The 22,926-nt window shown below is 67.5% G+C and carries 22 protein-coding genes and 1 pseudogene; 5 read left to right on the top strand and 18 right to left on the bottom strand.

From position 1 onward, the window contains the following. Positions 1 to 69: pseudogene (locus tag EAS64_RS48045) on the bottom strand (DUF5372 family protein); the annotation flags it as partial. A gap of 40 nt (positions 70 to 109) precedes the next feature. Continuing rightward, positions 110 to 493 carry a reverse transcriptase family protein gene (locus EAS64_RS00005; RefSeq protein ID WP_222848883.1) on the bottom strand — a complete coding sequence of 128 codons (384 nt, stop codon included), beginning with the start codon at positions 491 to 493 and terminating at the stop codon, positions 110 to 112. Positions 494 to 1,522: 1,029 nt separating this feature from the next. Here EAS64_RS00005 and EAS64_RS00010 point away from each other — a divergent pair. Beyond that, positions 1,523 to 2,443: a hypothetical protein gene (locus tag EAS64_RS00010; protein ID WP_145850658.1), complete on the top strand. Its 921-nt coding sequence runs from the start codon at positions 1,523 to 1,525 to the stop codon at positions 2,441 to 2,443. Between the two features lie 649 nt (positions 2,444 to 3,092). Here EAS64_RS00010 and EAS64_RS00015 read toward each other — a convergent pair. From EAS64_RS00015 to EAS64_RS00025, 3 genes are all read right to left on the bottom strand, one after another. Then, positions 3,093 to 3,761, bottom strand: a complete 669-nt coding sequence (locus EAS64_RS00015) for an NADPH-dependent F420 reductase (RefSeq protein ID WP_222848884.1) — start codon at positions 3,759 to 3,761, stop codon at positions 3,093 to 3,095. A gap of 73 nt (positions 3,762 to 3,834) precedes the next feature. Next, positions 3,835 to 4,770, bottom strand: a complete 936-nt coding sequence (locus tag EAS64_RS00020) for an SDR family oxidoreductase (RefSeq protein WP_145850659.1) — start codon at positions 4,768 to 4,770, stop codon at positions 3,835 to 3,837. A 50-nt stretch (positions 4,771 to 4,820) separates the two neighbouring features. Next, positions 4,821 to 5,441 carry an NADPH-dependent F420 reductase gene (locus EAS64_RS00025; protein ID WP_145850660.1) on the bottom strand — a complete coding sequence of 207 codons (621 nt, stop codon included), beginning with the start codon at positions 5,439 to 5,441 and terminating at the stop codon, positions 4,821 to 4,823. 274 nt (positions 5,442 to 5,715) lie between these two features. Here EAS64_RS00025 and EAS64_RS00030 point away from each other — a divergent pair, with 274 nt between their 5' ends. Then, entirely contained in the window at positions 5,716 to 6,627 is a 912-nt protein-coding gene (locus EAS64_RS00030; RefSeq protein WP_145850661.1) for a LysR family transcriptional regulator, read from the top strand. 500 nt (positions 6,628 to 7,127) lie between these two features. Here the strand turns inward: EAS64_RS00030 and EAS64_RS00035 are convergent, their stop codons facing one another. The 6 genes from EAS64_RS00035 to EAS64_RS00060 all read right to left on the bottom strand — a co-directional run bounded on the left by EAS64_RS00035 (position 7,128) and on the right by EAS64_RS00060 (position 11,395). Next, on the bottom strand, positions 7,128 to 8,045 hold the full coding sequence (locus tag EAS64_RS00035) for an aminoglycoside phosphotransferase family protein (RefSeq protein ID WP_145850662.1): 918 nt from the start codon (positions 8,043 to 8,045) through the stop codon (positions 7,128 to 7,130). A 127-nt stretch (positions 8,046 to 8,172) separates the two neighbouring features. Further along, entirely contained in the window at positions 8,173 to 8,751 is a 579-nt protein-coding gene (locus EAS64_RS45390) for a transposase (protein WP_145850663.1), read from the bottom strand. Positions 8,752 to 8,837: 86 nt separating this feature from the next. Next, the gene (locus EAS64_RS00045; RefSeq protein ID WP_145850664.1) at positions 8,838 to 9,029 is read right to left on the bottom strand and encodes a hypothetical protein; all 192 of its coding nucleotides are present in this window, start codon (positions 9,027 to 9,029) and stop codon (positions 8,838 to 8,840) included. Next, positions 8,966 to 9,496: an AAA family ATPase gene (locus EAS64_RS47270; RefSeq protein ID WP_145850665.1), complete on the bottom strand. Its 531-nt coding sequence runs from the start codon at positions 9,494 to 9,496 to the stop codon at positions 8,966 to 8,968. Before EAS64_RS47270 ends, EAS64_RS00045 begins: the two co-directional genes overlap by 64 nt. Before the next feature lie 470 nt (positions 9,497 to 9,966). Next, positions 9,967 to 10,431 carry an Hsp20/alpha crystallin family protein gene (locus EAS64_RS00055; protein WP_222848886.1) on the bottom strand — a complete coding sequence of 155 codons (465 nt, stop codon included), beginning with the start codon at positions 10,429 to 10,431 and terminating at the stop codon, positions 9,967 to 9,969. A gap of 106 nt (positions 10,432 to 10,537) precedes the next feature. After that, positions 10,538 to 11,395, bottom strand: coding sequence for an alpha/beta fold hydrolase (locus tag EAS64_RS00060; protein ID WP_145850666.1), 858 nt, complete (start codon positions 11,393 to 11,395; stop codon positions 10,538 to 10,540). A 145-nt stretch (positions 11,396 to 11,540) separates the two neighbouring features. Here EAS64_RS00060 and EAS64_RS00065 point away from each other — a divergent pair, with 145 nt between their 5' ends. Beyond that, positions 11,541 to 13,343 (top strand): AMP-dependent synthetase/ligase, encoded by a 1,803-nt coding sequence (locus EAS64_RS00065; protein WP_145850667.1) that lies wholly within the window; start codon positions 11,541 to 11,543, stop codon positions 13,341 to 13,343. A gap of 13 nt (positions 13,344 to 13,356) precedes the next feature. Here EAS64_RS00065 and EAS64_RS00070 read toward each other — a convergent pair whose 3' ends face one another. The 4 genes from EAS64_RS00070 to EAS64_RS00085 are packed head-to-tail and all read right to left on the bottom strand — an operon-like array spanning position 13,357 to position 16,846. Beyond that, a complete protein-coding gene (locus EAS64_RS00070) occupies positions 13,357 to 13,848 on the bottom strand; it encodes an SRPBCC family protein (protein ID WP_145850668.1) in 492 nt (163 codons plus the stop codon). Further along, positions 13,841 to 14,815 (bottom strand): alpha/beta fold hydrolase, encoded by a 975-nt coding sequence (locus EAS64_RS00075; RefSeq protein ID WP_145850669.1) that lies wholly within the window; start codon positions 14,813 to 14,815, stop codon positions 13,841 to 13,843. Before EAS64_RS00075 ends, EAS64_RS00070 begins: the two co-directional genes overlap by 8 nt. Positions 14,816 to 14,829: 14 nt before the next feature. Continuing rightward, the gene (locus tag EAS64_RS00080) at positions 14,830 to 15,753 is read right to left on the bottom strand and encodes a 3-oxoacyl-[acyl-carrier-protein] synthase III C-terminal domain-containing protein (protein ID WP_145850670.1); all 924 of its coding nucleotides are present in this window, start codon (positions 15,751 to 15,753) and stop codon (positions 14,830 to 14,832) included. After that, positions 15,737 to 16,846, bottom strand: coding sequence for a 3-oxoacyl-ACP synthase III family protein (locus tag EAS64_RS00085; RefSeq protein ID WP_145850671.1), 1,110 nt, complete (start codon positions 16,844 to 16,846; stop codon positions 15,737 to 15,739). The genes EAS64_RS00080 and EAS64_RS00085 overlap by 17 nt, the downstream gene beginning before the upstream one ends. 149 nt (positions 16,847 to 16,995) lie before the next feature. Here EAS64_RS00085 and EAS64_RS00090 point away from each other — a divergent pair, with 149 nt between their 5' ends. Next, positions 16,996 to 17,835, top strand: a complete 840-nt coding sequence (locus EAS64_RS00090; protein WP_222848887.1) for an alpha/beta fold hydrolase — start codon at positions 16,996 to 16,998, stop codon at positions 17,833 to 17,835. Positions 17,836 to 17,846: 11 nt separating this feature from the next. Here the strand turns inward: EAS64_RS00090 and EAS64_RS00095 are convergent, their stop codons facing one another. Next, on the bottom strand, positions 17,847 to 19,250 hold the full coding sequence (locus EAS64_RS00095) for a WS/DGAT/MGAT family O-acyltransferase (protein ID WP_187365578.1): 1,404 nt from the start codon (positions 19,248 to 19,250) through the stop codon (positions 17,847 to 17,849). Between the two features lie 198 nt (positions 19,251 to 19,448). Between EAS64_RS00095 and EAS64_RS00100 the strand changes: the two genes are divergently transcribed. Further along, positions 19,449 to 20,459, top strand: a complete 1,011-nt coding sequence (locus tag EAS64_RS00100; RefSeq protein WP_222848888.1) for an NAD-dependent epimerase/dehydratase family protein — start codon at positions 19,449 to 19,451, stop codon at positions 20,457 to 20,459. Here the strand turns inward: EAS64_RS00100 and EAS64_RS00105 are convergent. Together EAS64_RS00105 and EAS64_RS00110 are read right to left on the bottom strand one after the other, a co-directional pair. After that, positions 20,410 to 21,921 carry a flavin-containing monooxygenase gene (locus EAS64_RS00105; RefSeq protein WP_145850674.1) on the bottom strand — a complete coding sequence of 504 codons (1,512 nt, stop codon included), beginning with the start codon at positions 21,919 to 21,921 and terminating at the stop codon, positions 20,410 to 20,412. The two genes, EAS64_RS00100 and EAS64_RS00105, sit on opposite strands and share 50 nt — an antisense overlap. Next, on the bottom strand, positions 21,922 to 22,812 hold the full coding sequence (locus EAS64_RS00110; RefSeq protein ID WP_246115472.1) for an SDR family NAD(P)-dependent oxidoreductase: 891 nt from the start codon (positions 22,810 to 22,812) through the stop codon (positions 21,922 to 21,924). Positions 22,813 to 22,926 lie beyond the last annotated feature (114 nt).

Raw genomic sequence — 22,926 nt, forward strand, 5'->3', positions numbered from 1 at the left:
GTCCGGCCCGCGGCGCTTGGAGTAAAGAACCTCCAGCCGCTCGCCCTTCAGCGGGTGGAACGGGTGCGTGACAACTACGAAACCCGAAAGATCACTGGGAAACCCGGCACTATGCCGTGCCCGTCGGAATCGATAGCGGCCTCGTCTCGTCCGTCCCGGGCTTGGGTATCAGCACCCGCCGGGCAGGCATCGGCCGGTATCTCCTCTCCCGCAGCTCGCTGGCCAGCTCGCCGAGCAGCCGGGTTATCCCGTACTCCTCGACCTGGGCCAGGGTCATCTTGTCGATGCCCGGCGCGCCGTTGTTCCGGCGCACCGCAACCCACGCACGCCACAGGACATCACTGCGCATGATCTTGTCGTGCAGCGCGTGGAATCTCCGCCCGGGATCGGCCTTGGCCGCCCGGTAAAGCGCATGCTGCAAAGCACGGACCAGATCGACCGGGATACTCCCGGCCGGTCCCGAAGCGGCGGGACTAGCCTGAACGGCACTCACCGGGCCCCTCCTTGAAGACGCTGCGCACCGACGAAGCAGCGGCCCTTCCCTCACCGGCGGTTATGCTGTCCGCCCGGCTCAACCGGTACTACGGCCGCCTCCGACGCCCACCCGGCCAGCGGTCCACTTCCCGGGGTCACCGGTTATAGGACGCCACGCTCCGGCAGCAAAATCCGCAGGTCACCGGGCCGGGGAGGGCCTCCCCAGTTCCCGCCGTCACTATCGGCACGTTCCGCGCCCCATACGCCGGGGAGTCCTTCGCGGCTGCGCTTCCAGGCTCTTCACCGCTTCCATGGCCTTCACCCTGGATTCGGGGGCTCGGCACTCCCTGCTCCCGCCCGAGGGCGAGACCTCTAACGACGCCGCAGGCTTCGCTTAATGCTACGGACCGCACCGTCGCTCCCCCATGAGGGCTTTTGACGCTGGGCTCCGACCCGGCCCGTTTCCCGGCCAAGCCGCCAGCCTGCTACCGGGCCTCCTGGCAGCTACCCGGACCGGACTCACACCGGCAAGCGACGACGAGCTTACGAACACGAAGATCCACCGTGGCTTACGTCACGGTCTCACCTCCCATTCCGCTGGGCGCACGAAAGATCGAGGTTAACGCACTCATTCCCTGCCGCGTGACCATTGTGCACAAATACGAACTTAATAACTCCCGCCGTCCCGAAGAACAGTCAACTCCAACCGGGTTTCCCGTGCCCGTTGACACTTAGCATGTGCCGCGCTAACTTTTAGGCGCGGATTATCTAGAAAGAGCACTAGGGGGCGCGGCCCATGAACAGAAAGAACGCTCTCTTGTTCCGCAGAGCCGTCGGCGTAGCAGCGATGTCGGGAATGCTCCTCGCGTCCGCTGCCGTTGGAGTGGCGCACGCCGCGACCTCCGGTGCGGCGGCACCGCAGACGCCTAATCCCGGTAAGTTCAACACCTTGACCGGCGTCGCGGCCCTTACTCCGTCAAACGCGTGGACTGTCGGAACATACTGCGTCGCGCACTGTTCGTACACGACCGCTCAAACCACTCGCAGCATGATCGTGCACTGGAACGGAAAGACGTGGTCGCGGGTGCCGAGCCCGAACCCGGGAGTGTCGGATCTGCTCGAAGGATTGACGGCCATATCGCCCAGCGATATCTGGGCGGTCGGGTATTACTCGAGCCTCACCACCAGTGGCCCGCTGCTGCTGCACTGGAACGGCAAGACCTGGTCTCAGGTGAACACAAATTTCACCGACTTCGCCAATGTGTCATCGATCTCGGCGAGTTCCGCCAAGAACGTCTGGGCCGCCGGATACGGCTTCGGGTCCAATGGGACACACACCGAGATCATCCACTGGAACGGCTCGGCGTGGAGCAAAATCCCGACCCCGCGCCCGAGCAAGACCCTGGACCTGCTGTTCAGCGTGAGCGCGGATTCGTCGTCTGACGCGTGGACGGTAGGCCAGTACTGTGCGTCCGCCTGCAACACATCGACACCCACGTACCACGGTTTCACGCTGCACTGGAACGGCAAGAAATGGTCCCTAGCCCCGCTGCCGGTAACGAATTCCTTGACGCTAACGGCCGTCGATGCGGTCTCGCCGAAGAATGCGTGGGCGGTAGGCCAGGTGACGCTTTCACACAACCGCGGCGGCGCACTCCTGCTGCATTGGAACGGCAAGAAATGGTCGAAGGTCAACATCGGCACCGCGTTCCCGCAGGCGCTGGCGTTTAGTTCGGCGTCCAGCGGCTGGGGGGTCGGGCCTGCCGGGTTCTTGCACTGGAATGGCCGCAGCTGGTCCAGCGTTTCGGTGCGCGCACCCCTGGCGACCGACTTCGATAGCGCCAGCACCGATCGGTCAAGCGACGCGTGGGCCGTCGGGAGTTACTGTGCCGCCAAGTGCACCAGCACCGCGCCAGTTCAGGACACCATCACCATGCACTGGAACGGCAAGACCTGGACCCGCAAGTAGCTCGGCCCGGGTAATTACAAATTCGCCGATATGCCGCAGATCAAGCGGTGGTGGAGCACGACGCGAGCTTCCTTTCGCGTGACACCGAGCGCCGCTTCGGGCTCCCTATCCTCGGCATGTGAGACGCTGCTGGCGGAGCGCAGACAATCCATTCTGCACAGTCATTTCCGCGCTGTTCGCGACCCCAACGGCTGACTCCGGACACACGCAACAAACGGTGCTAACTCCTCGGGCGCGGGCCAGTATCGCTCACCGCGCGTAGTTCGCTGTCGAGCGGTGCATGCGATCGGATCGCCGAATCTGGAAACGCGAGTCCGCGACATCCTCACCATTGAGATGAGCGCAGATGCGCGGGTTATGCGTCACGCGCTGTGCGTCAGATCCTCCTGCAGCGCACCGCCGGCATGAAAGGTCGCGGAGAACCGTCTTCACCTGGCCTTGCGCACCCGGGAGCTAACCGGCGAGGCCCGCGGGGTCGCCGGCTTGGGAGCGGCCGTGCCTGCGGGCGTCCGGTTCGCGAGAACGGCTGGACATGGCACATCCTGGCGGATCCGGACGGCAGCGAGTTCTGCGTTATGGCCCCGCCCGACGCCTGCCGGGCGGGGCCAGAACACGGCCGGACCGTACCGCGGTCCGCGCCAGCTTGCGGTTACCGCGTTGCGGTGGCCAGTGCCGCGCGGATGGCGTCCTCGCCGGCCGGCTGGCCCTTCTCGTCCGAGTACGGCCCGTACGGGGTGCCCCATACCGGCGTGCCCGTCGCCTGCCGCCAGCTATCGGCCAGCGGTCCCGCGTCCACCACGCTGTACCCGAGGGAGTCGATGAATTCGGTCACTGCCGCCTTCGCCGGCGCGGAGTCCCCGGCGATCGGCAGGCAGGAGCGGTCGGCCGCCCCCGCCGGGCGGGCGAGTGACAGCAGGTGCTTGTAGAAGATGTTGTTGAACGCTTTCACGAGCATGGCGTCCGGGATGTACCGCAGCAGCAGCTCGCTCGAGGTGAGCGACTTGCCGTCGAGGTCGGGGATGTGCCCGTCGCGCTCTGGGCCGTAGTTGCACGTGTCGATGACCGTCTTCCCGGCCAGTGGCGCGGCGGGCACGTCGGGGAAGGCCTTGACCGGCACCGTGACCACGACGATGTCACCGGCTGCCGCTGCCTCCCCGCTCGTCGCCGCGAACGCCTGCGGCCCCAGTTCCGCGGCCGTGTCCGCGAGCGTTCCGGGACCGCGCGAGTTGCTGAGCACGACCTGGTGCCCGGCCTCGATGGCGAGCCGCGCGATGGTACTGCCGATCTGTCCGCTTCCGATGAATCCCACAGTCGTCATATTCTCAGCGTCCCTCCAGAGGAGCCGCACCCTTGCCATTCGCCGGATCCGTTGCGATCCGGGGTCCCTGCCGTCAGCTGGCGGGGAAGTAGTGGCCGTTGTCCAGATCGGCGAGCAGGCCGGGCTGAGTGGGTTCCCAGCCGAGGGTCCGGCGGGTGATGAGGCTGGACGCCGGGTAGCTCTGCGTGACTATGTTCGCGAGGAACCCGAAGTATCCCGGCAGCATCAGTTCGTCCGCGGGAATGCTCACGGCGGGCAGGCCCAGGCGGCTGCCGATGGCCTCCGCGATCTCGCGGAGCGGGACGCCCCCATCCGCAACCGCGTGCCAGTACCTGCCGGCCGGGCCCTTCTCCAGCGCCAGGCGGAACAAGGAGGCGACATCGCGGACGTGCACGGCGTTCCACAGGTTCGCGCCGTCTCCGGGGTAGCCGGCGGCGCCCCTCTGCTTCGCGAGCGCGATCAGCGTGGGGAGGAAGCCGGCCCGATCGGTCGTGCTGTGCGCGATATTGGCAATCCGCACGACCGAGGACCGCACACCCCGCTCGGCGAGGTCGATTACGGCGGTTTCCACGACATTGCGAACCCGGAGGGTGCCCTTGTGCTCATCGCCGACGGGAAGGGCCGGGTCCTCCTCGGTGGCCGGCCGGCCCAGCTTCCCGGACGAGCCTATGCTCCCCGCCGCGACCAGCGGCTTTCCGGTTCCCGCGAGTGCCTCGCCGTACGCGAGCATGACCGGGAGCTCCGCGGCGGACACGGCGTCCATCCCGCCAAACGGAAGCAGGTCCTGCCTGTGCGCGACGTGGATGACGCCGTCGGAGTCCGCGGCCGCCTCCATGAGCCCTACGAGATCCTGGAGGTCGCCGCGGCGCACCTTCGCGCCGAGCGCGGACACCGCCGCCGCCGCCGTGTCCGACCGGGCCAGGCCGGTGACCTCGTGCCCGGCGGCGATGAGCTCGGGGATGATGTAGGAACCGGTATGGCCGGTCCCGCCCGTGACGAAAACGCGCATGCTGCTGCTCCTTGTGAGTGATACGGCGGGAAGGGGTGGTGCGGGCGCGCTCAGCCAGCGACGTTGACGCCGAGGTCGATGTTGAACCCTGCGCCGTGGCGGGCCAGGCCCATCAGCAGCGGGCCCACTCCCTCCAGCCAGTGCGCCATCGCCAGGTCTCCTGTGTCCAGCGGGCGCAGCCCGAGGCTCTCGGTGAACGCCGACACGCTCGCCTTGGCGTCCGCGTCGTCGCCTGCGATGAGCACGTCCAGCGGGCGGCCCTGGGCCAGGACGTGGCCGAAGACGGTGTTGAACGCCTTTACGACGTGCGCGCTCGCCGGGGCGGCCTTGGCGATCTCCTGCGCGCCGGAAGTGCCGTCAGGGGTGACCAGCGCGGTGGCGTCGGCGTTGAAGGTGTTGGAGATGTCGATGATGACCTTGCCGGCCAGCGCGTCCCCGTACTGGGCGACGACCGGCACGGCGCTGGCGTACGGCACGGCGAGGATGACGATGTCGCCGGCCGGGGCGGCGCCGAGTGTCCCGGCCGTGGCGCCGCCGCCGAGCGCGGCGGCCAGGTCCTTGGCCTTGGCCGCGTCGCGGCCGATGACCTCGACGCCGTTGCCGCCCTCGACCGCGCGGGCGCCTATGGCGCGGGCCATGCCCCCCAGGCCGATAATGCTGATGCTGCTCATGGTGTGCCTGCTTTCTAGAGCTGGACAGGACGCCGTGCCCGCCCCGTCGTCGTTCGTTAACGGTCGTGTTGTTGGAGCCGCCGAATGACGCGGTGGACGGCGCTAAATTCCTGATGTGCTCATCCTGGGTCTGGGCCCTGCTATCGAATTCTTGTACCGAATTCGCCCTGGCACCATCAGGTACCTATTAACGATGCCATTGGCCTGAGCGGGTGTCCAAGACCTCTTTCGGCCGTGGCGATACCCTGAAGGCATCGCCGGACCGGGAGGCTCCATGGATCTGGACCTGCGCAAGCTGCGCTACTTCGTCGCCGTCGCCGACAGGCTGCACTTCGGCCGCGCTGCCGATGACCTGCACATCGCGCAGCCGGCGCTCAGCCGGCAGATCCGCGCGCTGGAACACGATCTCGGCGCCCCGCTGTTCACAAGGGACAGCCACGGCGTGGCGCTGACCGACGCCGGCAGGCAGCTGCTGACCGACGCCGGCCCGCTGCTGGCCTCCGCGCACGCGGTTCGCCGCCGGGTGACCGCGGCCGCGCGCGGCAGCCAGCGGCTCATGGTCGGCTTCCGGGCAGGCATCGCGGTCACCCCGGCGGTACGGCTGTTCGCCACCCGGCACCCGGACGTGATCGTGGACGTGCAGCGGATCGAAGGGGACGACCAGGCCACGATGCTGCTCGACGGCCGCATCGACGTCGGCTGCGTGCGGCTGCCCATCGACGAGGCCGGCCTGCGCGTCACCCCGCTGTACACCGAGCCGCGGGTGGCGGTGCTGCCCGCCGGCCACCGGCTGGCCGGCAAGGATCAGGTCACCGAGGCCGACCTGGCCGGCGAGCCGCTCGTCTGGCATGGCGACACGAGCACGCAGCCCACCAGGCGCCCGCACCCTAACGCCGGGTACCTGGTGCGCGGGGTGGACGAGACGCTCGAGCACGTCGCGGCCGGCCGGGGCATCTCGTTCCTGGCCCGCTCGGCAACCGTGTTCTACTCACATCCGGACATCAGCTACGTGCCCATCCCGGACCTGGCACCCGACCAGGTGTGCCTCGCCACAGCGGCAACGCGCACCTCGCCGCTGGCCGACGACTTCTTCAGCGCGGCTCAGGAGACGGCCGAGATCACGGCAGAATGCGGCAACTATGAAATGTGGCAGCTTGGAAACGGTGCCGTTTCAAAGCACGGCTGAGCAGTTCGTCTGACAACAGCAGCGCCAGCAGAGGGCACCCGGCCACAGCAATTGCGAACGCATTGTGCTCAGGGGAGGGAGGCGATGCTGGCCCACAGTGAGAATCGACACCTTCGCGCGGCCGCCTCTAAATAATGAAAAAATGCTCTCGTTGAAGTCGTCGAAGACCTCGTCGATCACTTCCGCGAGACACTTCCACTCCTCGATCTCAATCTCACCGGGCACGCGGAGAATCCGCGCGAATGGACGGCAACACGAATCGAAACAGCGTCTGCGAAGGCATGGACAGGCCCGGCGTGCACGTACAGAACATCCGGTTCGGCACGTGTGGCCGCTGCGTACCCGGAGCGCTCGCACCGCCCATAACGGCGGAACTGCGCGCTCGCTCCTGGAGCGGGATCGATCACACAGCGTTAGGCGAGCGCCGCTGGGCCAGACACGCCCTGCCGAATATTTGCTCGCAACCCTGAGTCGCTGCGGTCGATCGCGTTGAGCGCAGATCAACCATTTCGGGCGTACTCCGAGAAGATCTCTCTGAGCACGTGTCGTGCGCTCGTGGCCTCCTTCTCGTTGCCCAACGTGTAGGCGTAGGTGGCGAGGGTCTTCCAGAGGGCCCAGCCACGCCCGCGCGCCCACTCCGTCGGCCCCACCGGCAGCCGCTCCCGGAACGTCTGGCGGCCCTCGGCGGTCAGTAGTGTCCATGCGATTGCCAGGTCGCAGGCCGGGTCGCCGACGCCGCAGGTGCCGAAGTCGATGACCGCCGCCAACTGCCCGTCGTTGAGTAGGAGATTTCCCTCCGCGATGTCTCCGTGGAACCAGCTCTCCACACCGTCCCAGCGTGCGTCGAGGGCGTTTTCCCAGATCTGGCGCGCCAAGCCGGTATCGATGTGGCCGTCCAGTTCCGCGAGCGCATTCTGGGTCTGCCCGTCGTAGGTGCGCAGGGTGCCGCCGCGAAACCAGTTGTGCTTGCCCGGGCGGGGACCGTCAGCGGGGTCGATGCTGCGCAAGGCCGTTAGGAACCCGGCCAGGTCAACGGCGAACCGGACCGGATCGGCGATACGGTCCGCGCTGGCTGGCTCGCCGTCGAGCCATGGATAGATCGACCACGAGTACGGGTAGCCCGCGCCGGGCTCGCCCTTCGCCAGCGGCACCGGAATCGGCAGCGGGAGCTGGGGAGCGAGCACCGGCAGCCACCGGTGTTCCTTGCCGACTGCCAGTGCATACTCGGACGCGCTGGGCAGGCGCACCAGCATTCCGGCGCCAAGGTGGAACGTCCAGTTGTCCCAGCCGCCGTTGGCAACGGGTTGAACCGGGAGACCGGTCCACTGGGGAAACTGCAGTTCGATCAGACGGCGTACCTGCCCCGCGTCGGCGGCGATCCGCTGCGGCACGGGACCGAGATCCGGTGTGTTAGTCAACAAGACATCCTGGCAGGCAGATACAGAACCGCGGAACCTGTGTGAAACCACGGCCGCATGAGTGAACTGCGCGGGGGTTACCGCGGCTAGCGCGCAAGCATAACGCAGGAGCAGCCGAGCCAGCAGATCACGCGGATCTGCGCACCTCAACTGGTGATCGCCGAGCAGCCGCCAATCGTTCAGAACGACTCCTCTTTGTGTCAAGTGGGGCCTGTGAAGTGCGGTTATTCCTTTGCGGTCGCCGTGGCGTAGGGTCGGTTTTGGTCCGGGAGTGGCCCGGCCGAAGAGCCGGCGTCTTGGGGTGTGAGCCGGCCGCGCTGGCGGGCGAGTCGTTCCCCGCTTGCCCTCCCGGGCCCTTCGCACGGGCGGCGTCAGCCTTGAGGTGCTTGTAGAAGGCATCGCTGACCTGCCGATTCAGGGCGCGCAGCGCCTCCTTGGCCGTCTTGCCCTCGGCGATCTTCTTGTCGTAGTAGGCGCGGCCCTGGCTGTGCGGGTAGCGGACCCGGGTGACGGCGGTCATGTGCGCGGCGTGGTTCAGCCGCCGGTTCCCGCGCAGGGACAGCCGGCAGACTTTCCGCCTGCCCGAGGACACCTCGACCGGCGCAGTGCCGTTATAGGAGGCGAAGTTGTCCCGGCCGGCGAACCGGGAGACGGCACCGGCCTCGCCGGTCACCGTGGCGGCGATGAACGGCCCGACGCCGAACATCGATGCTGAGCATGTCCCCGTTGGCCAGGGTCCGGCCGGGCTCGCCGGCCTCGACCCCGTGGTCGTTGCGGGTGCAGATAATCAGGTCACCGCGGCTGGCTTGGGCCCCCGCCGGCAATGCGGACCGCAGGGCCAGAGTCGACGCAGCCGAGGCGGATCAGGTCGTCGCGGATGCGGCGTGACAGTTCCCGGCGCAGGTGATGGTCGGACGCCATCAACAGCACGTCCGTACCCTGCGTGGTGAGGGAGGTGTAGGCGGCCGCGGCGGCGTCCAGCATCTGCTCGGGGTCTCCCCCGCTGATCCGGGCATGCTGGTCGTAGTCGGCGAGCACAGTGCTGTCGCCGTCGCGCAGCCGCAGGCTGGCGGCCTGTTCCCAGGAGGCGCGGAACCGGACCGGCTCAGCCAGCCGGACATGGCCGAGACGGACGACAAGCGGGACATACCGCCCCCGTTCTGTACCGCCTGCAGCTGCGCGGTGTCCCCGGCGATGATCAGCTTCGCACCGTTCGTCTCAGCCAGGGCGATCAGGTCGGCGAGGTCCGGGCCGGGCATCATCGATGCCTCGTCGATCACCAGCAGCGTGCACGGCCGGATGGGGGCGGGGCCGCGGGCGCCGCGGCGGCCTGGTCTTCGCGCAGCCCGCTGCCGGTGCGCGGCGCGTCGTGCGCGGCGCTGGCACGTCCGTTCAGGGCGGCCTCGAGCCGCACGAGGTCCGAGCGCGCAGGCGGCCGCTTCGCGGGTCATGCGCTACGCACCCTGCGCGGACGCCTGCGCCGTCATCCGGTCTTCCATGTGCAGCTGCGCGGCGGTGGCGAAGCGGATGCCGCCGTGCCGGCGTTTCCATCCAGACGAGATCCGCCGAGCGCAGCACGGCTGCGGTCTTGACCGTGAGGGCCTCCGGCAAGTTGTGGGGCATGACAAGACGTAGCCGCTGGCGTCCCAGGCTCGCCGCCTCGCTGGCCGGTCTGCTCGGTAATGGCCAGGGATTGCGTGATTCTCAGGTTGCCGCGGACCTGGTAGCGCAGATCGCCAGACTCCCCGGTGATTCCCGTCATCCGCTCTCACGACAAAAGGCCAGGTCGGAAGCCATTTCCGAAACCGGGTCTTTTGTCGTTTCACAGCCTGACTTGGCATTTCAGGATGCATGCGCGCTGTCGTAGTTCTCCCTCGTCACGAGGCAGGCTTTGCGTCCTGGCGGGCGCATCCTAGTCGGGTCAGGATTTGCTGACCGTAATCTTCGCGGTCGTCTCGCGCTGGAGCACCGGGAGGCGGACCTCCAGAACCCCGTCCTTGTAGCTCGCCGTGACGTCGGCCTCGGCCACGCCTACGGGCAGCGCAATTGAGCGGGACAGCGGCCCGTAACGCAGTTCCTGCCGCACGTAGTCCTTCTCCTCTCCCTTCTCGTCCGCGTGGCGCTCGGCCTCGATGCGCAGCATCCCGTCCGAGACGGTCACCTCGACATCCTTGTCCGGGTCGATACCGGGCAGATCGGCGCGCATCACCAGCGTCCCGTTCTCCCGGAACTCCTCGACCGGAATGAGGTTCCCGGCCTCCCGCCAGTGCGGGAACAGCATGGGCCGGAACGGCATCATCCGCATCCACTCATCGAACAGCCGGTCGAAGCGGCCGATAACTTCGGTCGCTTCCCCAAGAGACTCGCGCCTCATCAGACCTGCCATGGTCCTCACCTCCACCCTTCAGGTAACGCCGTGATCCGACGAGGGGGTAGGGCCGTTGATCCCCAGTTCATCCTGCCCAGTGGCACCGAGTCAGGTGACCATGGCATCAATGGAAGCGCTCGGTGATTGCCTGGGCGATCTCCTCCGGAGCGTCTTCTTGGATGTAATGCCTGGCGTGTGGCAACACCACGGTGATGTTGTCGGGGAAGGCGGCCCGCATGCGGGGCAGGAGGTGAGCGGGCCGGAACGCGGGGTCCTTCCTTCCCCACACCAGCAGTGCCGGCTTGGCCCCGAGCGTGGCGGGCACGTCAGTGGCCAGGCGCTGCAACAGCGGGCGCGCGGCCAGGAGCTGCCGGGGCAACTCGGCGACACCTCTGCGGGCGCTCGGTGACGGCTGCACCTTGCGGTAGTGGTCCATTTCACCGGGCGTCAGGCGGTGCTCCATCCCCCATGGCAGGATCCGCTCGACGAAGATGTTCTTCTCCAAGATCTGGCGCCGCATCCATGACGTGGACGCCACCTTGCAGAACGCCGTCATCCTGAGGTCGGCGGGCCAGAACCATGTATCGCCGAGGATGACGCCGCGGATACGCTCCGGGCGCTCGGTGGCGACACCCAAGCTGACCGGGCCGCCCCAGTCCTGGCCCATCGTGATGAACCCGTCGAGCTGCAGATGATCCACCAGTTCGCCGACGCAGCGGACGTGCTCATCGGCCGTATAACCGTAGTCCTCGGGGCGTTCGGAGAGACCGAACCCCAGGTAGTCAACCGCGATGCAGCGGAAGCTTCCCCGCAGCAACGTGATGACCTTCCGGTACAGGAAGCTCCAGGTCGGGTTGCCGTGACAGAACAAGATCGGCGGCCCCGCGCCCTCGTCCACGTAATGCATCTCGCCGGCGCGGCTCTTGAACCAGTGCGATTCGAACGGGTACAGGGACGGGTCTGGCGTGAAATCGATACCCATGGTGTGAGCATTACCCTGCGAGGCCGCGGATCTCCAGGGACGTGCGGGACTCTACTTTAAGGACCTTCTGCCCTGGCCACTCTGCTCCATCACAGTGAGTCTTGGGTGAAGAGAAGGCTGCGCTCTCGCAGGCGAGGCGGTCGCAATGCAGGAAATTTCCGTATCCGCGGCATACGTCATTAAGCCCGATGACAACATCACCGATGATGTCTTCTGGAATGCCGAGAACTGGCCTGACCAGGTGGGCCTAAGGCGCCGGACGAACGGCAGCTGGGCACCTGTGACCTGGCGCGATTTCGCCGCCGAGGTACGCGACATCGCCGCTGGCCTCATCGCCGTCGGCATCCAGCCGGGGATGAGGGTGGCGCTGATGTCGCGCACGCGATTCGAGTGGACGCTCCTTGACTACGCGATCCTGACCGCCGGCGGCGTCATCGTGCCGATCTACCCCACCTCCTCGCTTGAGCAGGTCGAGTGGATCCTGAGCGACTCCGGCACCACCGCCGCCATCGTCGAGACCGACGATCACGCGGAGATGATCGCCGCGGTGCAAGCCAAGCTCCCGGCACTCGCCCACGCGTGGCAGATCGACGGCAGCCGGCTCGGCGGGCTTGCTGACCTCACAACGCGCGGTGCCCGTGTCACACGGGAGCAAGTCGAGGAACGTCGCCGAACCCGCGGGGCGGACGACCCTGCCGAGATCGTCTACACCTCTGGCACGACCGGCCGTCCGAAGGGCTGCGTGCTGAGCCACGGCAACATCGTCGCCAACGCCCGTAACTGCATGCAGAACGATGGCTTTCCTAGGGTCTTCAACGAGCATGCCTCGAGCCTGCTGTTCCTGCCCCTGGCACACAGCTATGCCCAGCTCATCCAGTACGGCGCCATCTACTCGCGCACCGTCCTTGGGTTGGCCGATATGGCCGATGCCGTGGCCGAGCTGGCGGCATTCCGGCCCACTGCGGTCCTGTCCGTGCCGCGGGTGTGGGAGAAGGCTTACGACAGCGCCAGGCGCCGAGCCACTGCCGAAGGGCACGGCAAGATCTTCGCGAACGCGGAGGCAACTGCCATCGGGTACAGCCAGGCGCTGGATGCCGGCGGTCCCGGTCCAGTGCTCCGCTTGAGGCACCTCCTGTTCGACCGGCTCGTCTACGGCAAACTGCGCGCGGCGCTCGGCGGCAGGGTGCAGTACGCGTGGAGCGCGGCCGCCCCGCTCGGTACCCGCCTCGGGCACTTCTATCGCGGCTGCGGCATCACCGTCCTCGAGGGTTACGGCCTGACCGAGACCAGCCCCGCGGCCAGCACGAACACGCTCGATGCGCAGAAGGCCGGCACAGTGGGCCGGCCAATCCCCGGCGCCACGATCAGGATCGCGGCGGGTGGCGAGGTCCTCATCAAAGGCCACATGGTCTTCCAGGGCTACTGGAACAACGAGACCGCCACCAAGGCGATGATCGACGCCGACGGCTGGCTGCACACCGGCGACATCGGCGCCCTGGACGACGAGGGATTCCTGACGATTACCGGGCGTAAGAAGGACCTCATCATCACCGCGGCCGGCAAGAACGTCGCGCCCGCTGTGCTCGAAGACCGGCTGCGCGCCCACTGGCTGGTCAGTCAGTGCCTGGTCGTGGGGGACGCGAAGCCTTTCATCGCAGCGCTGGTGGCCGCGGACCCGGAGTCGGTCGCCCAGTGGAAGGCAGACAACGGCAGGCCGGAAGCGGCGACCATCGCCGAACTTCGTGACGACCCCGCCCTGCGGGCGGAGATCCAGGCCGCCGTCGATGAGGCCAACAAGGCCGTGTCGCAGGCTGAGGCGATCAAGAAGTTCGCCATACTCGACAGCGATCTCACCGAGGCGGCTGGACAGCTAACGCCGACGTTCAAGGTGCGCCGCGGCATCATCATGGAGCAGTACGCGGCTCAGATCGCATCTTTGTATGCCTAGTGCGACGCGTGGTCTACGCCTGGGACTCGGCCCTTCTCCTAGCGGCAAAGCGCTCGATCGCGCAGAACCCCTCGTGCATAACCTTTGAGTAGCTGCCGGGTACGTCGACGAACCTGGCCGCCAGCCGCACCGCGCCCTGCGGGTCGGTCCTCCAGCGCGTCGCGATCCGCGTGTGCTCGGCGTCGACCGGCTCCAGCGTCCATTCCTCGGTGCCGCGGAAGTCACCGTCGAAAACCTCCAGGACGAGCCGCCGGTCCGGATCGAAAGCGGTCACCCGTTCGGAAAACCGCGTGGTCAACCATCGCTGGTCTAGCCGGCCCCCGCCTGTGACGGCGATGTCCACCGCTGCCCCGATCTCGGGGAGGGGCCTGGCCCCGCGCCGGCTCATCCGCACAAAGGGCTGCCACCACTGGCTGCGGCCAGCCGCCTCCTCCAGGAAGGCGTCAACAATTTCGGCCGGCGTCGCCGCGATGATCGCCTCGTTAGAAACGTCATACCTAGTCATTTCGCTCCCTGCCGCGACCGAAGAGCCGCCGTCGATGTCCGGCCGTCACGGGCGGCGCGAAACAGCTTGCCGCCGCCAGCTTGTCGACCGACAGCCGGGTCAGGCGCGCGTATTCGCCGCCGCCCGCAAGCGGCAGGTCGTGATCCGCGTCGATCTCGAGCAGGCTGGCGCGCAGCACCTTCGCCAGCTCGCGCTGCTTAGCCGCCCGGACCAGGCTGTCCCTGGTGGTGACGAGCACCACTGCGGGGATGTCCAGCTGCCCCGCCCACGGGCGGGCGTCATATCGACTGAGCGCGCGTCCCGCGGCCACTAGGTCGTGCGCCGTCGCGCGCTGGAACTCCGCGGCCAGCCAGGGCCGGTAGTCGCCAAGTTCGGGAGCCTCACGGGCTGCCACGCGGATGACCCACGCGACGAAGCCTGCGCCGGCGCCGAGCCGCAGGCCAACATCGAGCGCGGGGAGCAGGCGCCACACCGCCCTCTCGTGGACGTTATGGCGCCACTCGAGCGCGGTGGCCTGCAAGACGAGAGCCGCCACCCGCCCTGGGTGCTGCCGCGCAAGCAGCAGTCCGACCGGGCCGCCCATCGAGTACCCGACCACGATGGCGCGGCCGACGCCGAGTTGGTCCAAGAGCGCGGCGGCGTCGTCGGCGCAGTCCTCGAGGCTGAACGGCTCCATCGACCGCATGCCACGGCCATGGCCGCGCTGGTCAAGCGCGATTACCCGGTAGGACTCCGCCAGGCTGGCGTAGACGGTGAAGAAATTGATGTCCGCACTGGCTGTCCACCCGTGCAACAGGAGCACCGCGGGGCTCTCGGACGTGCCGCCGGAGTCGCGGACGAACACCTCGCCGCGGCCCGGCAAGTTGATCACCTGGCCTGGCGGAAGGTCCGGGGGCACCGGCGCCCCCGGGGTTCCGCGGCGCGGCGGCCGACCGGATACGACCCCGATCCGCGCGGTGCTGCTCATATCGCCTCTCCCGCTCAAGCCGCCGTCTGGCGGTACAGGGCGAGGGCGACCGTGATCCCTGGCCCGGCAGCGAGGAACAGGGTGCTGCGCGCCTCGTCCAGCCGGCCCGACTTGACGGCCGCCTGCAGGGCGGCGATGGGCCCGGTGGTATAGGTACCCTCCAGGTCCTCCGGAGTGTAGGCGACCCGGTCGCCCGGGATGCCGAGTCGCGCAAGCAACGGGTCAAGGAATTCCGGGGCAGAGGGGGCGGGGATCAGCAGGTCGATGTCCGCGACACCCAGGCCAAGACGGCGCAGGAAGCGGCGGGTCGCCTCCTCGGCGCAGTCGGCCAGGCGGGCATGGTACCCCGGTTGTACGGTGACGACCATCCCGTTGTGCCCGGCGTCCTGCCGCAGAACGCGGACCCCGTGCCGTTCCTGCCATACCAGTCCGCTGGTGAACAGGTCTTGGTACTCAGGAAACGTCTCCGCGGCAAAGTCGGTGAACCCGGCGAAGTCCTCGCGCCAGTCGAGGAGAACCGCGCCACCGGATGGCCGCAGGGACACGCCTGGCGAACTGCTGAGATGCGGCTGCACGTCGCTGGACACGACGGCGCCGAGCCGGATGACACCTGACTTAAGCAGGCCGGATTCGACCTGAATGGCGGTGATCGCGCCACAGCCTCCGTTGAGGAGGTCGAAGGAGAAGGTGCCGGTCCCCCCGGTCGGCGGCTGGCGCAGGTTGGCCCCGATGTCCTCCTGTATCAGGGCGGCGAGCGCTGGCTCGCCCATGTTGTCTTCGCGGTACATGCCAACGTTGATCAGCATGTCTATGTCGCTGGGCTTGCAGCCGGCTAGCGCGAAGCAACTGCGGGCAGCGGCGTCGGCGAGACGGCGCGCGGTTGCCTTTCGTCGTCCGTTGCCGACCTGCGCCCAGACGGCCTCAATGTGTGTGCCCATAGCCGTCCACCAGACTGTCGATCGTGAAGATCGCCATGCCGATCTCGATGCCAGAGGCGAGCGCGAGCAGCATCACCCGGTCGCCCTTCTGGATCCGCTGTTCCTCCAGGTACTTGTGCAGCGCCAGGAAGAGCGTCGTCGATGACGTGTTGCCGTACTCCTCAAGGTTTATGACCATGTGCTTCGGTTTGGCGCCGAGCCGCTGGGCGAATTCCCTGGTGCCCGCCCGGATGGCCCGGGCCGAGGTTTGATGGGGAATCAGGTAGTCGATGTCGGCCAGGGAAATCCCGGCCTCGCCGATCGCCTCGGCGACGAGCGGCGCCATGTCGTCGACCGCCACCCGTTGCAGCTTCCTTGACCTGGTGTACATCTGCGCTCCTGGCCCCTGAGTGCTGGGGAAGGCAAGGCACAGGCGGCTGTGTTCCGCGAGGGTGGTGAAGCCGATGACGTCGATGCCGGTACCGCTGGGTGCCCGCTCCACGATCACCGCGGCGCCTGCGTCGCCGAGCGTCAACGACGCGAGCTGCTTACTGAACAGAGAGCGGATCTGGCGGGCCGCGTTCCAGCTCAGATGCGAGATGTACTCGCCAGACACCACCATGCCGCAGCTGATCTCACCGCGTGCGACGAAGTCCTGAAGGAGGAATACCCCGGTCAGCATGCCTGCGCATGCATTCGAGATGTCGAAGTTAACCGCCTGCGTGGCACCGATCGCCTGCTTGATGGCCAGGCTTAGCGAAGGCTCGAAAGATTGTGCGAACTCGCCCTTGGAGCGCGTGATGCTGGTGCTGATCAGCATCTCGATATCGGACGCCTGATGCCGGGAGTGAGACAGGCAGTCGCGCGCCGCCCCGGTGGCCAGGGTGAGTGAGTTCTCGCCAGGGCCGACGACATGGCGTTCGTGAATGCCGGTGAGTCGCTCGAGCTGGATGTGTGTCTTGTGGCTGGTCTTGCTCATCAGATCTTTGCTGGTCAGGCGCTTGGCGGGTAGCTTCACGCCTACGCTGTCGATGCGGCACCCCCAGGGACCACCCGACGCAGCCGACTCAAGAGTCAGCCAGTGTCCTTGTTGCTCGTTCCCGGTCTCGCCCATCGAGGTCTCCGCATGATCGGCCTTCTACCGCCCCTGACATGGCGCTATCCTCATAACTAAAGGTGTGTCTTACAACGAGTGCTGTCTAGGGACGTATGTCTTCAATAAAGGCCCTTCGGCCCCGGCCAGCGAGGGACGAGACGCGGCCGGTGCCGGTGCTGCGCGTGGCGCATACGCTCACCGTCGGCCAGTACCGGCTGCATTACGAGGTCTACGGCACAGGGGACCGGGTACTCGTTTGGCTGAACCCGATCCTCTTCGACAGCAAGCTGAGCCGCGGCCTTGCCCGGGCGCTGGCTGCCAGGGGCAACCGCGTCGTCCTGCTCGACCTGCTCGGGCACGGCCAGAGCGACAAGCCCGTGCAACCCAGCGCTCACCGCATGGACCTTTACGCCCGGCATGTGGTTGCCCTGCTTGACGAGCTCGGCGTGGATCAGGCGGTACTCGGCGGGATTTCGCTAGGGACCAACGTAAGCCTGATCACTGCCACGCAGGCACCCGAGAGGGTTCGCGGCCTGGTCCTGGAGATGCCGGTACTCGAGACCGCCGCCCCTGCGGCCGCGCTCACCTTCGTCCCGCTCATGCTGCACGCGCGCTACGCTCAGCACCCGTTGCGGCTGATCTCCCGGGTTGTCTCCCGGCTGCCCTCGTCGGGTATCGGCCCGCTCGACTCACTGATCGGTACCATCGGATCGGACCCAGAGGAAATCTCCGCCATCCTGCGTGGCGTGCTGATGGGACCCATCGCACCGACCGTCGAACAGCGAAACGCCATCACCGCGCCGGCACTCATACTCGGGCACGGAATCGACCTCATCCACGCGTTCGCCGACGCGAAGAGGCTCGCGCGCCAGCTTCCCGACGCGCGGCTCATCCGCACCCGCACATTCGCCGAGCTGTGGGTGCGCCCTGCCCGGCTGACCGCAGAAATAGCCGGGTTCCTAGACAGCGCGTGGGCAGAAGCCCAGCCGCAGCGCCTCGCGAGCTAGCCGGGACGACCTCAGCTTGCCGCCAAGGCCGCGTGCTGCCTGGCCGCTAGCAGCAACTCGGATATGCCGTGATCAATGCCCCGGGCCAGCACGTCCAGGTCCGGATTCGCCGCATAGTCGCCGGTGATACCGAACGTAACATTGCCGTCGTAGCTGAAGATCGAGATGCTGATGCGGACCGTGCTCGCGATGGGAACGTAAGGGATGATCTCCTCAAGCCGGCGTCCCATCCAGTAGAGCGGCTGACGGGGGCCAGGCACGTTGGTGGTGACCGTGACGATTTCCCGCTGCGGCAGCCAGAATGCCTTTCTCACCAGCCAGGACGTCAGCGGGTACACGCTGTATCGCCCTAGGGCGAATAGCGCCTGGCCGATCATCGCCTCGTGGCTCGCCTTCAGCGAATCCTGTTCGGTCCGGACGGCGGCGAGCCGTTCCAGCGGGTCGGCGATGTGCACGGGAAGATTTGTCACCGTCGCAGAAACCTGGTTACCGAAGCCCCTCTCGTCCCCCGGAGCCCGGACGGAAACCGGAACAAGCGACGGAACCTCGTGCGGCTCGGGCTCTTCGCCCCGTTCCAGCAGAAGCGCTCGGAAGCCGCCGCTGATCGCGGCGAGCACGACGTCGTTCACCGTCCCGCCGAACTCGCGTTTGATCGTCTTGATATCTTCCAGGGACGTCTGGGTCCAGGCATACCGCCGTTGCTGGCCGATGCCCCCGCTCAGCGAGGACCGCACGGCGGGCCAGAGAGACGGCGCGAACCTCGCGACGGCCCTTGCCCCGCCGGCTGCCTGCTGCATGGTGCGGCCGGGGTCGGCCATAGCGGCGCGCAACGCGCCGGCCTGCCGCAGAGGCAGTTGCATCATTTCCGCGGCGGCCTGGGCGGCGAGCGAGATCGCCGAGGGCGGCTGGCCCGCCGGCGGGTCCTCGGACGGCTGCACCGGCTCGGACGGCTGCTCCAGGAGCACGCGGTACAGGTCAGTGGCGCCAATCCCGTCGATCATGCAGTGGTGCACCTTGGAGAGCAGTGCCCAGCGATCCCTGGCGAGACCTTCCACCACCCAGTACTCCCAGAGCGGATGATCGCGGTCGAGCCGGCGCGACATCACGCGCGCCATCAAGTCGGCGAGCTGCCGGTATTCTCCGGGTTCTGGCAGGGCGGTGCGCCGGATGTGATACCCGAGATCGAAGTCAGGGTCGTCGACCCAGACCGGCCGCCCAAGGCGGAACGGTACGGTGTGCAGCTTCTGGCGATAGCGGGACAGGAATGGCAGCCGGTCCTCGACTAGCGCCATGACCTCCTGATGGGACGGCACCGGACCCTGGAACACGGCAATCGACGCGATCGCCATCGACGTGTTCTCGTCCTCGTCCTCCGCATCGATGAACATGGCGTCCAATGGCTTTAGCCTGTCCATGATGTCCCTCTTCACTTCATCTGCCGCGACCCTGACCGTGTTGACAACACCGGGCGCCCGCTCCCGAACAGCGTAAGCCGCGAGGAGCATCACCCGAACTGGGCGCTCGTCCCGGAAATCAGGGACTTCCGACCCGGATCGCGCAGCACCCGCCGCCGTATCCTTTGCGAAACTGCAGACTCGGGGAGGGGATGGCTGGTGGCAACGGAGGCACGGACGAATCTGACGGTTGCCGTGACTGGCCTGACCGGCACCCTGGGCCTCGGCCTTATGCCCCTACTCGAGGCCGACGCCCGGGTGGCGCACGTGACAGGCGTCGCACGGCACCCGTTCGATCCCGCAGCGCACGGCTGGATGAAGACGAAGTACCTGCGCGGCGACGTCCGCGACGCTGAGATGCTGCGCGAGGCGTTTCGTCATGCTGACGTCGTAGTGCACCTGGCGTTCCAGGTGACCGGCGCCGTGCCCGGTGAGACTATAGAGTCAGTCAACATCGGCGGCACGCTCAACGCCTTCGACGCCGCCGCGGCGATGGGCGCGCGCCGGTTCGTCTTCGCGTCCTCGGTGGCCGCTTACGGCTTCCACCGGGACAACCCCATCGGGATGACCGAGGACTGGCCGACACGCCCCGCGGCCCGGCTGTTCTATGCCCAGGAGAAGGCCAGGCTTGAACACCTGCTGCAGGACAGGGCCACGACGACGACTGACGGACCCGCCCTGTACCTGCTGCGTCCGTCCATCGTGCTTGGGCCACATGCCGTCGGTGCGAAGAGCCTGCCAAGCGGCCTCATGGGAAGACTGGCCCGCGGTTCAGTCGGGTGGGCCGGACGGATGCCGTTCCCTGTGCCGGTTCCGGAACTGCCGGTGCAACTCGTGGACGAAGCGGACGTGGGGCAGGCGCTGTTGCAGTGTGTTGTCGCTGCTGGCCCGCCGGGCACCTACAACATCGCGGCCGACGGGATCGTCACCGCCAGCACTGTCGCTCGCGAGCTGGGCGTCCGGTCGTTCCCTGTCCCGCCTCGCCTGACTCAGGCCGCGGCCCGGGCCCTCGCAACGTTGCCTTTCCTCCCGCCCGTCGCGCAGTGGGTTGAGGCGGCCAGCCATCCGGCGATCATGGACACCACCCGGGCGAAAGAGGAACTCGGCTGGGTCCCGAAGTTCACCGCGCTCGAGACGTTGCGGGATACTCTGCGCCAGTACCGGAAGTAAGCGACGTGGCAAGGTCGTAATTGGACGGGTCGAACCGTCGCGCCTGCCAGGCGTAGATCCAGGTGAAGTCTGGCCAGAGGGTGACGTTGCGGCCCTCGGCGTCCAGGTACCAGCTCTTGCAGCCGCCGGTGACCCACACTGTCTTGCGCATTTTCCGCTGCACCATCCGGTCGTAGGCCGCCTGAGCCTCGGGGCGCACCTCGATGCGGTCGGCCTCGAGCCGCCGGGCGTGGATGAGCGCGCCGCGGACGTACCGGATTTGCGCCTCGATCATGAAGACCTGTGAGGTGTGACCAAGTCCGGTGTTCGGGCCGGTTAGCACGAACAGGTTCGGGAAGCCGACCGTTGTCGTGCCGCGAAACGCGGTCTGCGCGGGCGTGGCGGACCAGCGACTCGCCAGGCTGACGCCGTCGGGGCCGAAGATCCGGCGTGCGAGCGGGAAGTCGGTGACGTGGAAGCCGGTGCCGAAGATGAGCGTGTCGACGTGGTGCGCGATGCCATCACTGGTCAGCACCGACTTCTCGCGGATCTCTTTGATGCCCTCGGTGACCAGGGAGACGTTCGGCTGGGTAAGGGTCGGATAGTAGTCGTTGGAGAGGAGGATCCGCTTGCAGCCCATCCGGTAGGACGGGGTGAGCCTGGCCAGCAGGTCCGGATCGGCGACTTGGCGCTGCAGGTGGCGCAGGGCCATGGCCTCCGCCGTATGCAAGATGGCCGGATTCTTGACGAAGCCGAGTGCGTAGGCCTCCCGCCCGCAGTAGATGGCCGCGCGGGCGATCTGCTGTGTCGGCGGCAGATGCCGGAACAGCCAGCGCTCCAATCGGGAGATCTGACGGTCGTGGCGTGGCATGATCCACGCGGGAGTGCGCTGGAAGACGGTGAGCTGGCCCACCAGCGGCTGTATCCGCGGCACGAACTGGATCGCCGAGGCGCCTGTGCCAATGACCGCCACGTTCCTGCCGGTCAGATCGTAGTCATGATCCCAGGTCGCGGAGTGGAACACGGTGCCCGCGAAGGTGTCGAGCCCCGGGAGGTCGGGGATCATCGGGTCGCTCAGCGGTCCCGCCGCGGATACCAGGAACCGCGCCGTTAGCGTGCTCCTGGTGGTCTCGACGCGCCACAGGCGAGCAGCCGGGTCCCAGCGGGCGCTGGTGACCTCCTCGCCGAACCGGACCTTTCCGGTGACCCTCTCCTCGGCGGCCACCCGGCGCAGGTATTTCCAGATCTCGGGCTGGGGGGAGAAGCTGCGGCTCCAGTCGGGGTTGGGCGCGAACGAGAAGCTGTACAGATGTGACGGTACGTCGCAGGCGGCTCCGGGGTAGGAGTTGTCCCGCCAGGTTCCGCCGAGGTCGGCAGCCCGTTCAAGCAGCACCACGTCAGTGATGCCGGCGCGCATGAGTGACACGGCCATTCCGATGCCGCCGAACCCGGAACCTATGATCGCGACCGTAGCGTCAGGCATTCACTGCTCGCATATCCGCGGCGCCCCGCCCGCGGACCCTGCCAGGCGGGTTGGCATCAGGCTGTGCCGCTGGCGCAGGCCGACGGCTAGGTCGGCGCCTTCGAACTCCTGCGTCCGGACCAGGTGGCGCAGGCGCGCCGCCAACCCGCGGTCGAGGAGACCGGGCGCGTGCCTGGCAAGCCGCAACGCAGCCATGCCTGCCCGGGTTGACGCTACGTCGCGTGGCGCGCTGCGCTCAGCGCCGGCCCGCACGACGGTGAGTACCGTGTCACGGACGCTTTCGGCTGGCACTAGCCCCTCGAGCGCCACTCTCGCGGCGCGCGAGCGGTCATGGATAGCCGTGTCGACGTACCCAGGGTAGACGGTCGTCACGCCAAGGTGGGTGCCGTACTCCATGCGAAGCACGTCCGCGTAGGCGGTCAGGGCTCGCTTGGAGACCGTGTAGGCGGCACTGAACGGCATGGTCACGCCTGCCAGCAAGGAAGCGGTGACAATGACCCGGCCACGGGCGTCGAGCAGGGCGGGCAGGGCGGCGGCCGTTACCCGCCAGGTGCCGAGCAGGTTGACCTCCAGGGCCTCCCTGACCTCCGCGTCCGGCGACTGCCCGACGTCCGTCACTGGTCCCACGCCGGCATAGTGGATGAGCGTGTCCAGGCGGCCCAGCCGCGCCACCGCCTCGGTGACCGCCGCGCGGACCTGCTCGTCGTCCGTGACATCGCAGGTCACGACCCCCGCTCCCGGCACGCGGTCGATGCCGATCGCATCGGCGCCAAGGAAACGAAGCACGCGGAGCGTCGCCGAGCCGAACGCGCCCGCGGCGCCCGTGACGATCACCGCGCGCCCGGCGTAGGCCGAACGCGCGGCGAGGCTGCGGAGGGTCTCACGAGGCACAGCGCTCACCTTTCACTACGTTAGATCCGGTAGCCGTCCAGGCAAAGGCCAACGTTACAATGATCATTGTCTCAATACAACGGGGTAACGTTTGACAGCTCGCCCGCAGTGACG

The sequence above is a fragment of the Trebonia kvetii genome, from assembly GCF_007827045.1.
Taxonomy (GTDB): Bacteria; Actinomycetota; Actinomycetes; order Streptosporangiales; family Streptosporangiaceae; genus Trebonia; species Trebonia kvetii.

Bases quoted from the DNA above. Each gene is read 5' to 3' on its own strand.
- EAS64_RS00105 (WP_145850674.1), bottom strand. From the start codon at position 21,921: ATGCCTGACGCTACGGTCGCGATCATAGGTTCCGGGTTCGGCGGCATC.
- EAS64_RS00080 (WP_145850670.1), bottom strand. From the start codon at position 15,753: ATGGGCACACACATTGAGGCCGTCTGGGCGCAGGTCGGCAACGGACGA.
- EAS64_RS00075 (WP_145850669.1), bottom strand. From the start codon at position 14,815: ATGAGCAGCACCGCGCGGATCGGGGTCGTATCCGGTCGGCCGCCGCGC.
- EAS64_RS00085 (WP_145850671.1), bottom strand. From the start codon at position 16,846: ATGGGCGAGACCGGGAACGAGCAACAAGGACACTGGCTGACTCTTGAG.
- EAS64_RS00045 (WP_145850664.1), bottom strand. From the start codon at position 9,029: ATGCTGGACGCCGCCGCGGCCGCCTACACCTCCCTCACCACGCAGGGT.
- EAS64_RS00065 (WP_145850667.1), top strand. From the start codon at position 11,541: ATGCAGGAAATTTCCGTATCCGCGGCATACGTCATTAAGCCCGATGAC.
- EAS64_RS00015 (WP_222848884.1), bottom strand. From the start codon at position 3,761: ATGACGACTGTGGGATTCATCGGAAGCGGACAGATCGGCAGTACCATC.
- EAS64_RS00060 (WP_145850666.1), bottom strand. From the start codon at position 11,395: ATGGGTATCGATTTCACGCCAGACCCGTCCCTGTACCCGTTCGAATCG.
- EAS64_RS00020 (WP_145850659.1), bottom strand. From the start codon at position 4,770: ATGCGCGTTTTCGTCACGGGCGGGACCGGCCATACCGGTTCCTACATC.
- EAS64_RS00010 (WP_145850658.1), top strand. From the start codon at position 1,523: ATGATCGTGCACTGGAACGGAAAGACGTGGTCGCGGGTGCCGAGCCCG.
- EAS64_RS00055 (WP_222848886.1), bottom strand. From the start codon at position 10,431: ATGGCAGGTCTGATGAGGCGCGAGTCTCTTGGGGAAGCGACCGAAGTT.
- EAS64_RS00095 (WP_187365578.1), bottom strand. From the start codon at position 19,250: ATGGACAGGCTAAAGCCATTGGACGCCATGTTCATCGATGCGGAGGAC.
- EAS64_RS00070 (WP_145850668.1), bottom strand. From the start codon at position 13,848: ATGACTAGGTATGACGTTTCTAACGAGGCGATCATCGCGGCGACGCCG.
- EAS64_RS00025 (WP_145850660.1), bottom strand. From the start codon at position 5,441: ATGAGCAGCATCAGCATTATCGGCCTGGGGGGCATGGCCCGCGCCATA.
- EAS64_RS45390 (WP_145850663.1), bottom strand. From the start codon at position 8,751: ATGTTCGGCGTCGGGCCGTTCATCGCCGCCACGGTGACCGGCGAGGCC.
- EAS64_RS47270 (WP_145850665.1), bottom strand. From the start codon at position 9,496: ATGACCCGCGAAGCGGCCGCCTGCGCGCTCGGACCTCGTGCGGCTCGA.
- EAS64_RS00030 (WP_145850661.1), top strand. From the start codon at position 5,716: ATGGATCTGGACCTGCGCAAGCTGCGCTACTTCGTCGCCGTCGCCGAC.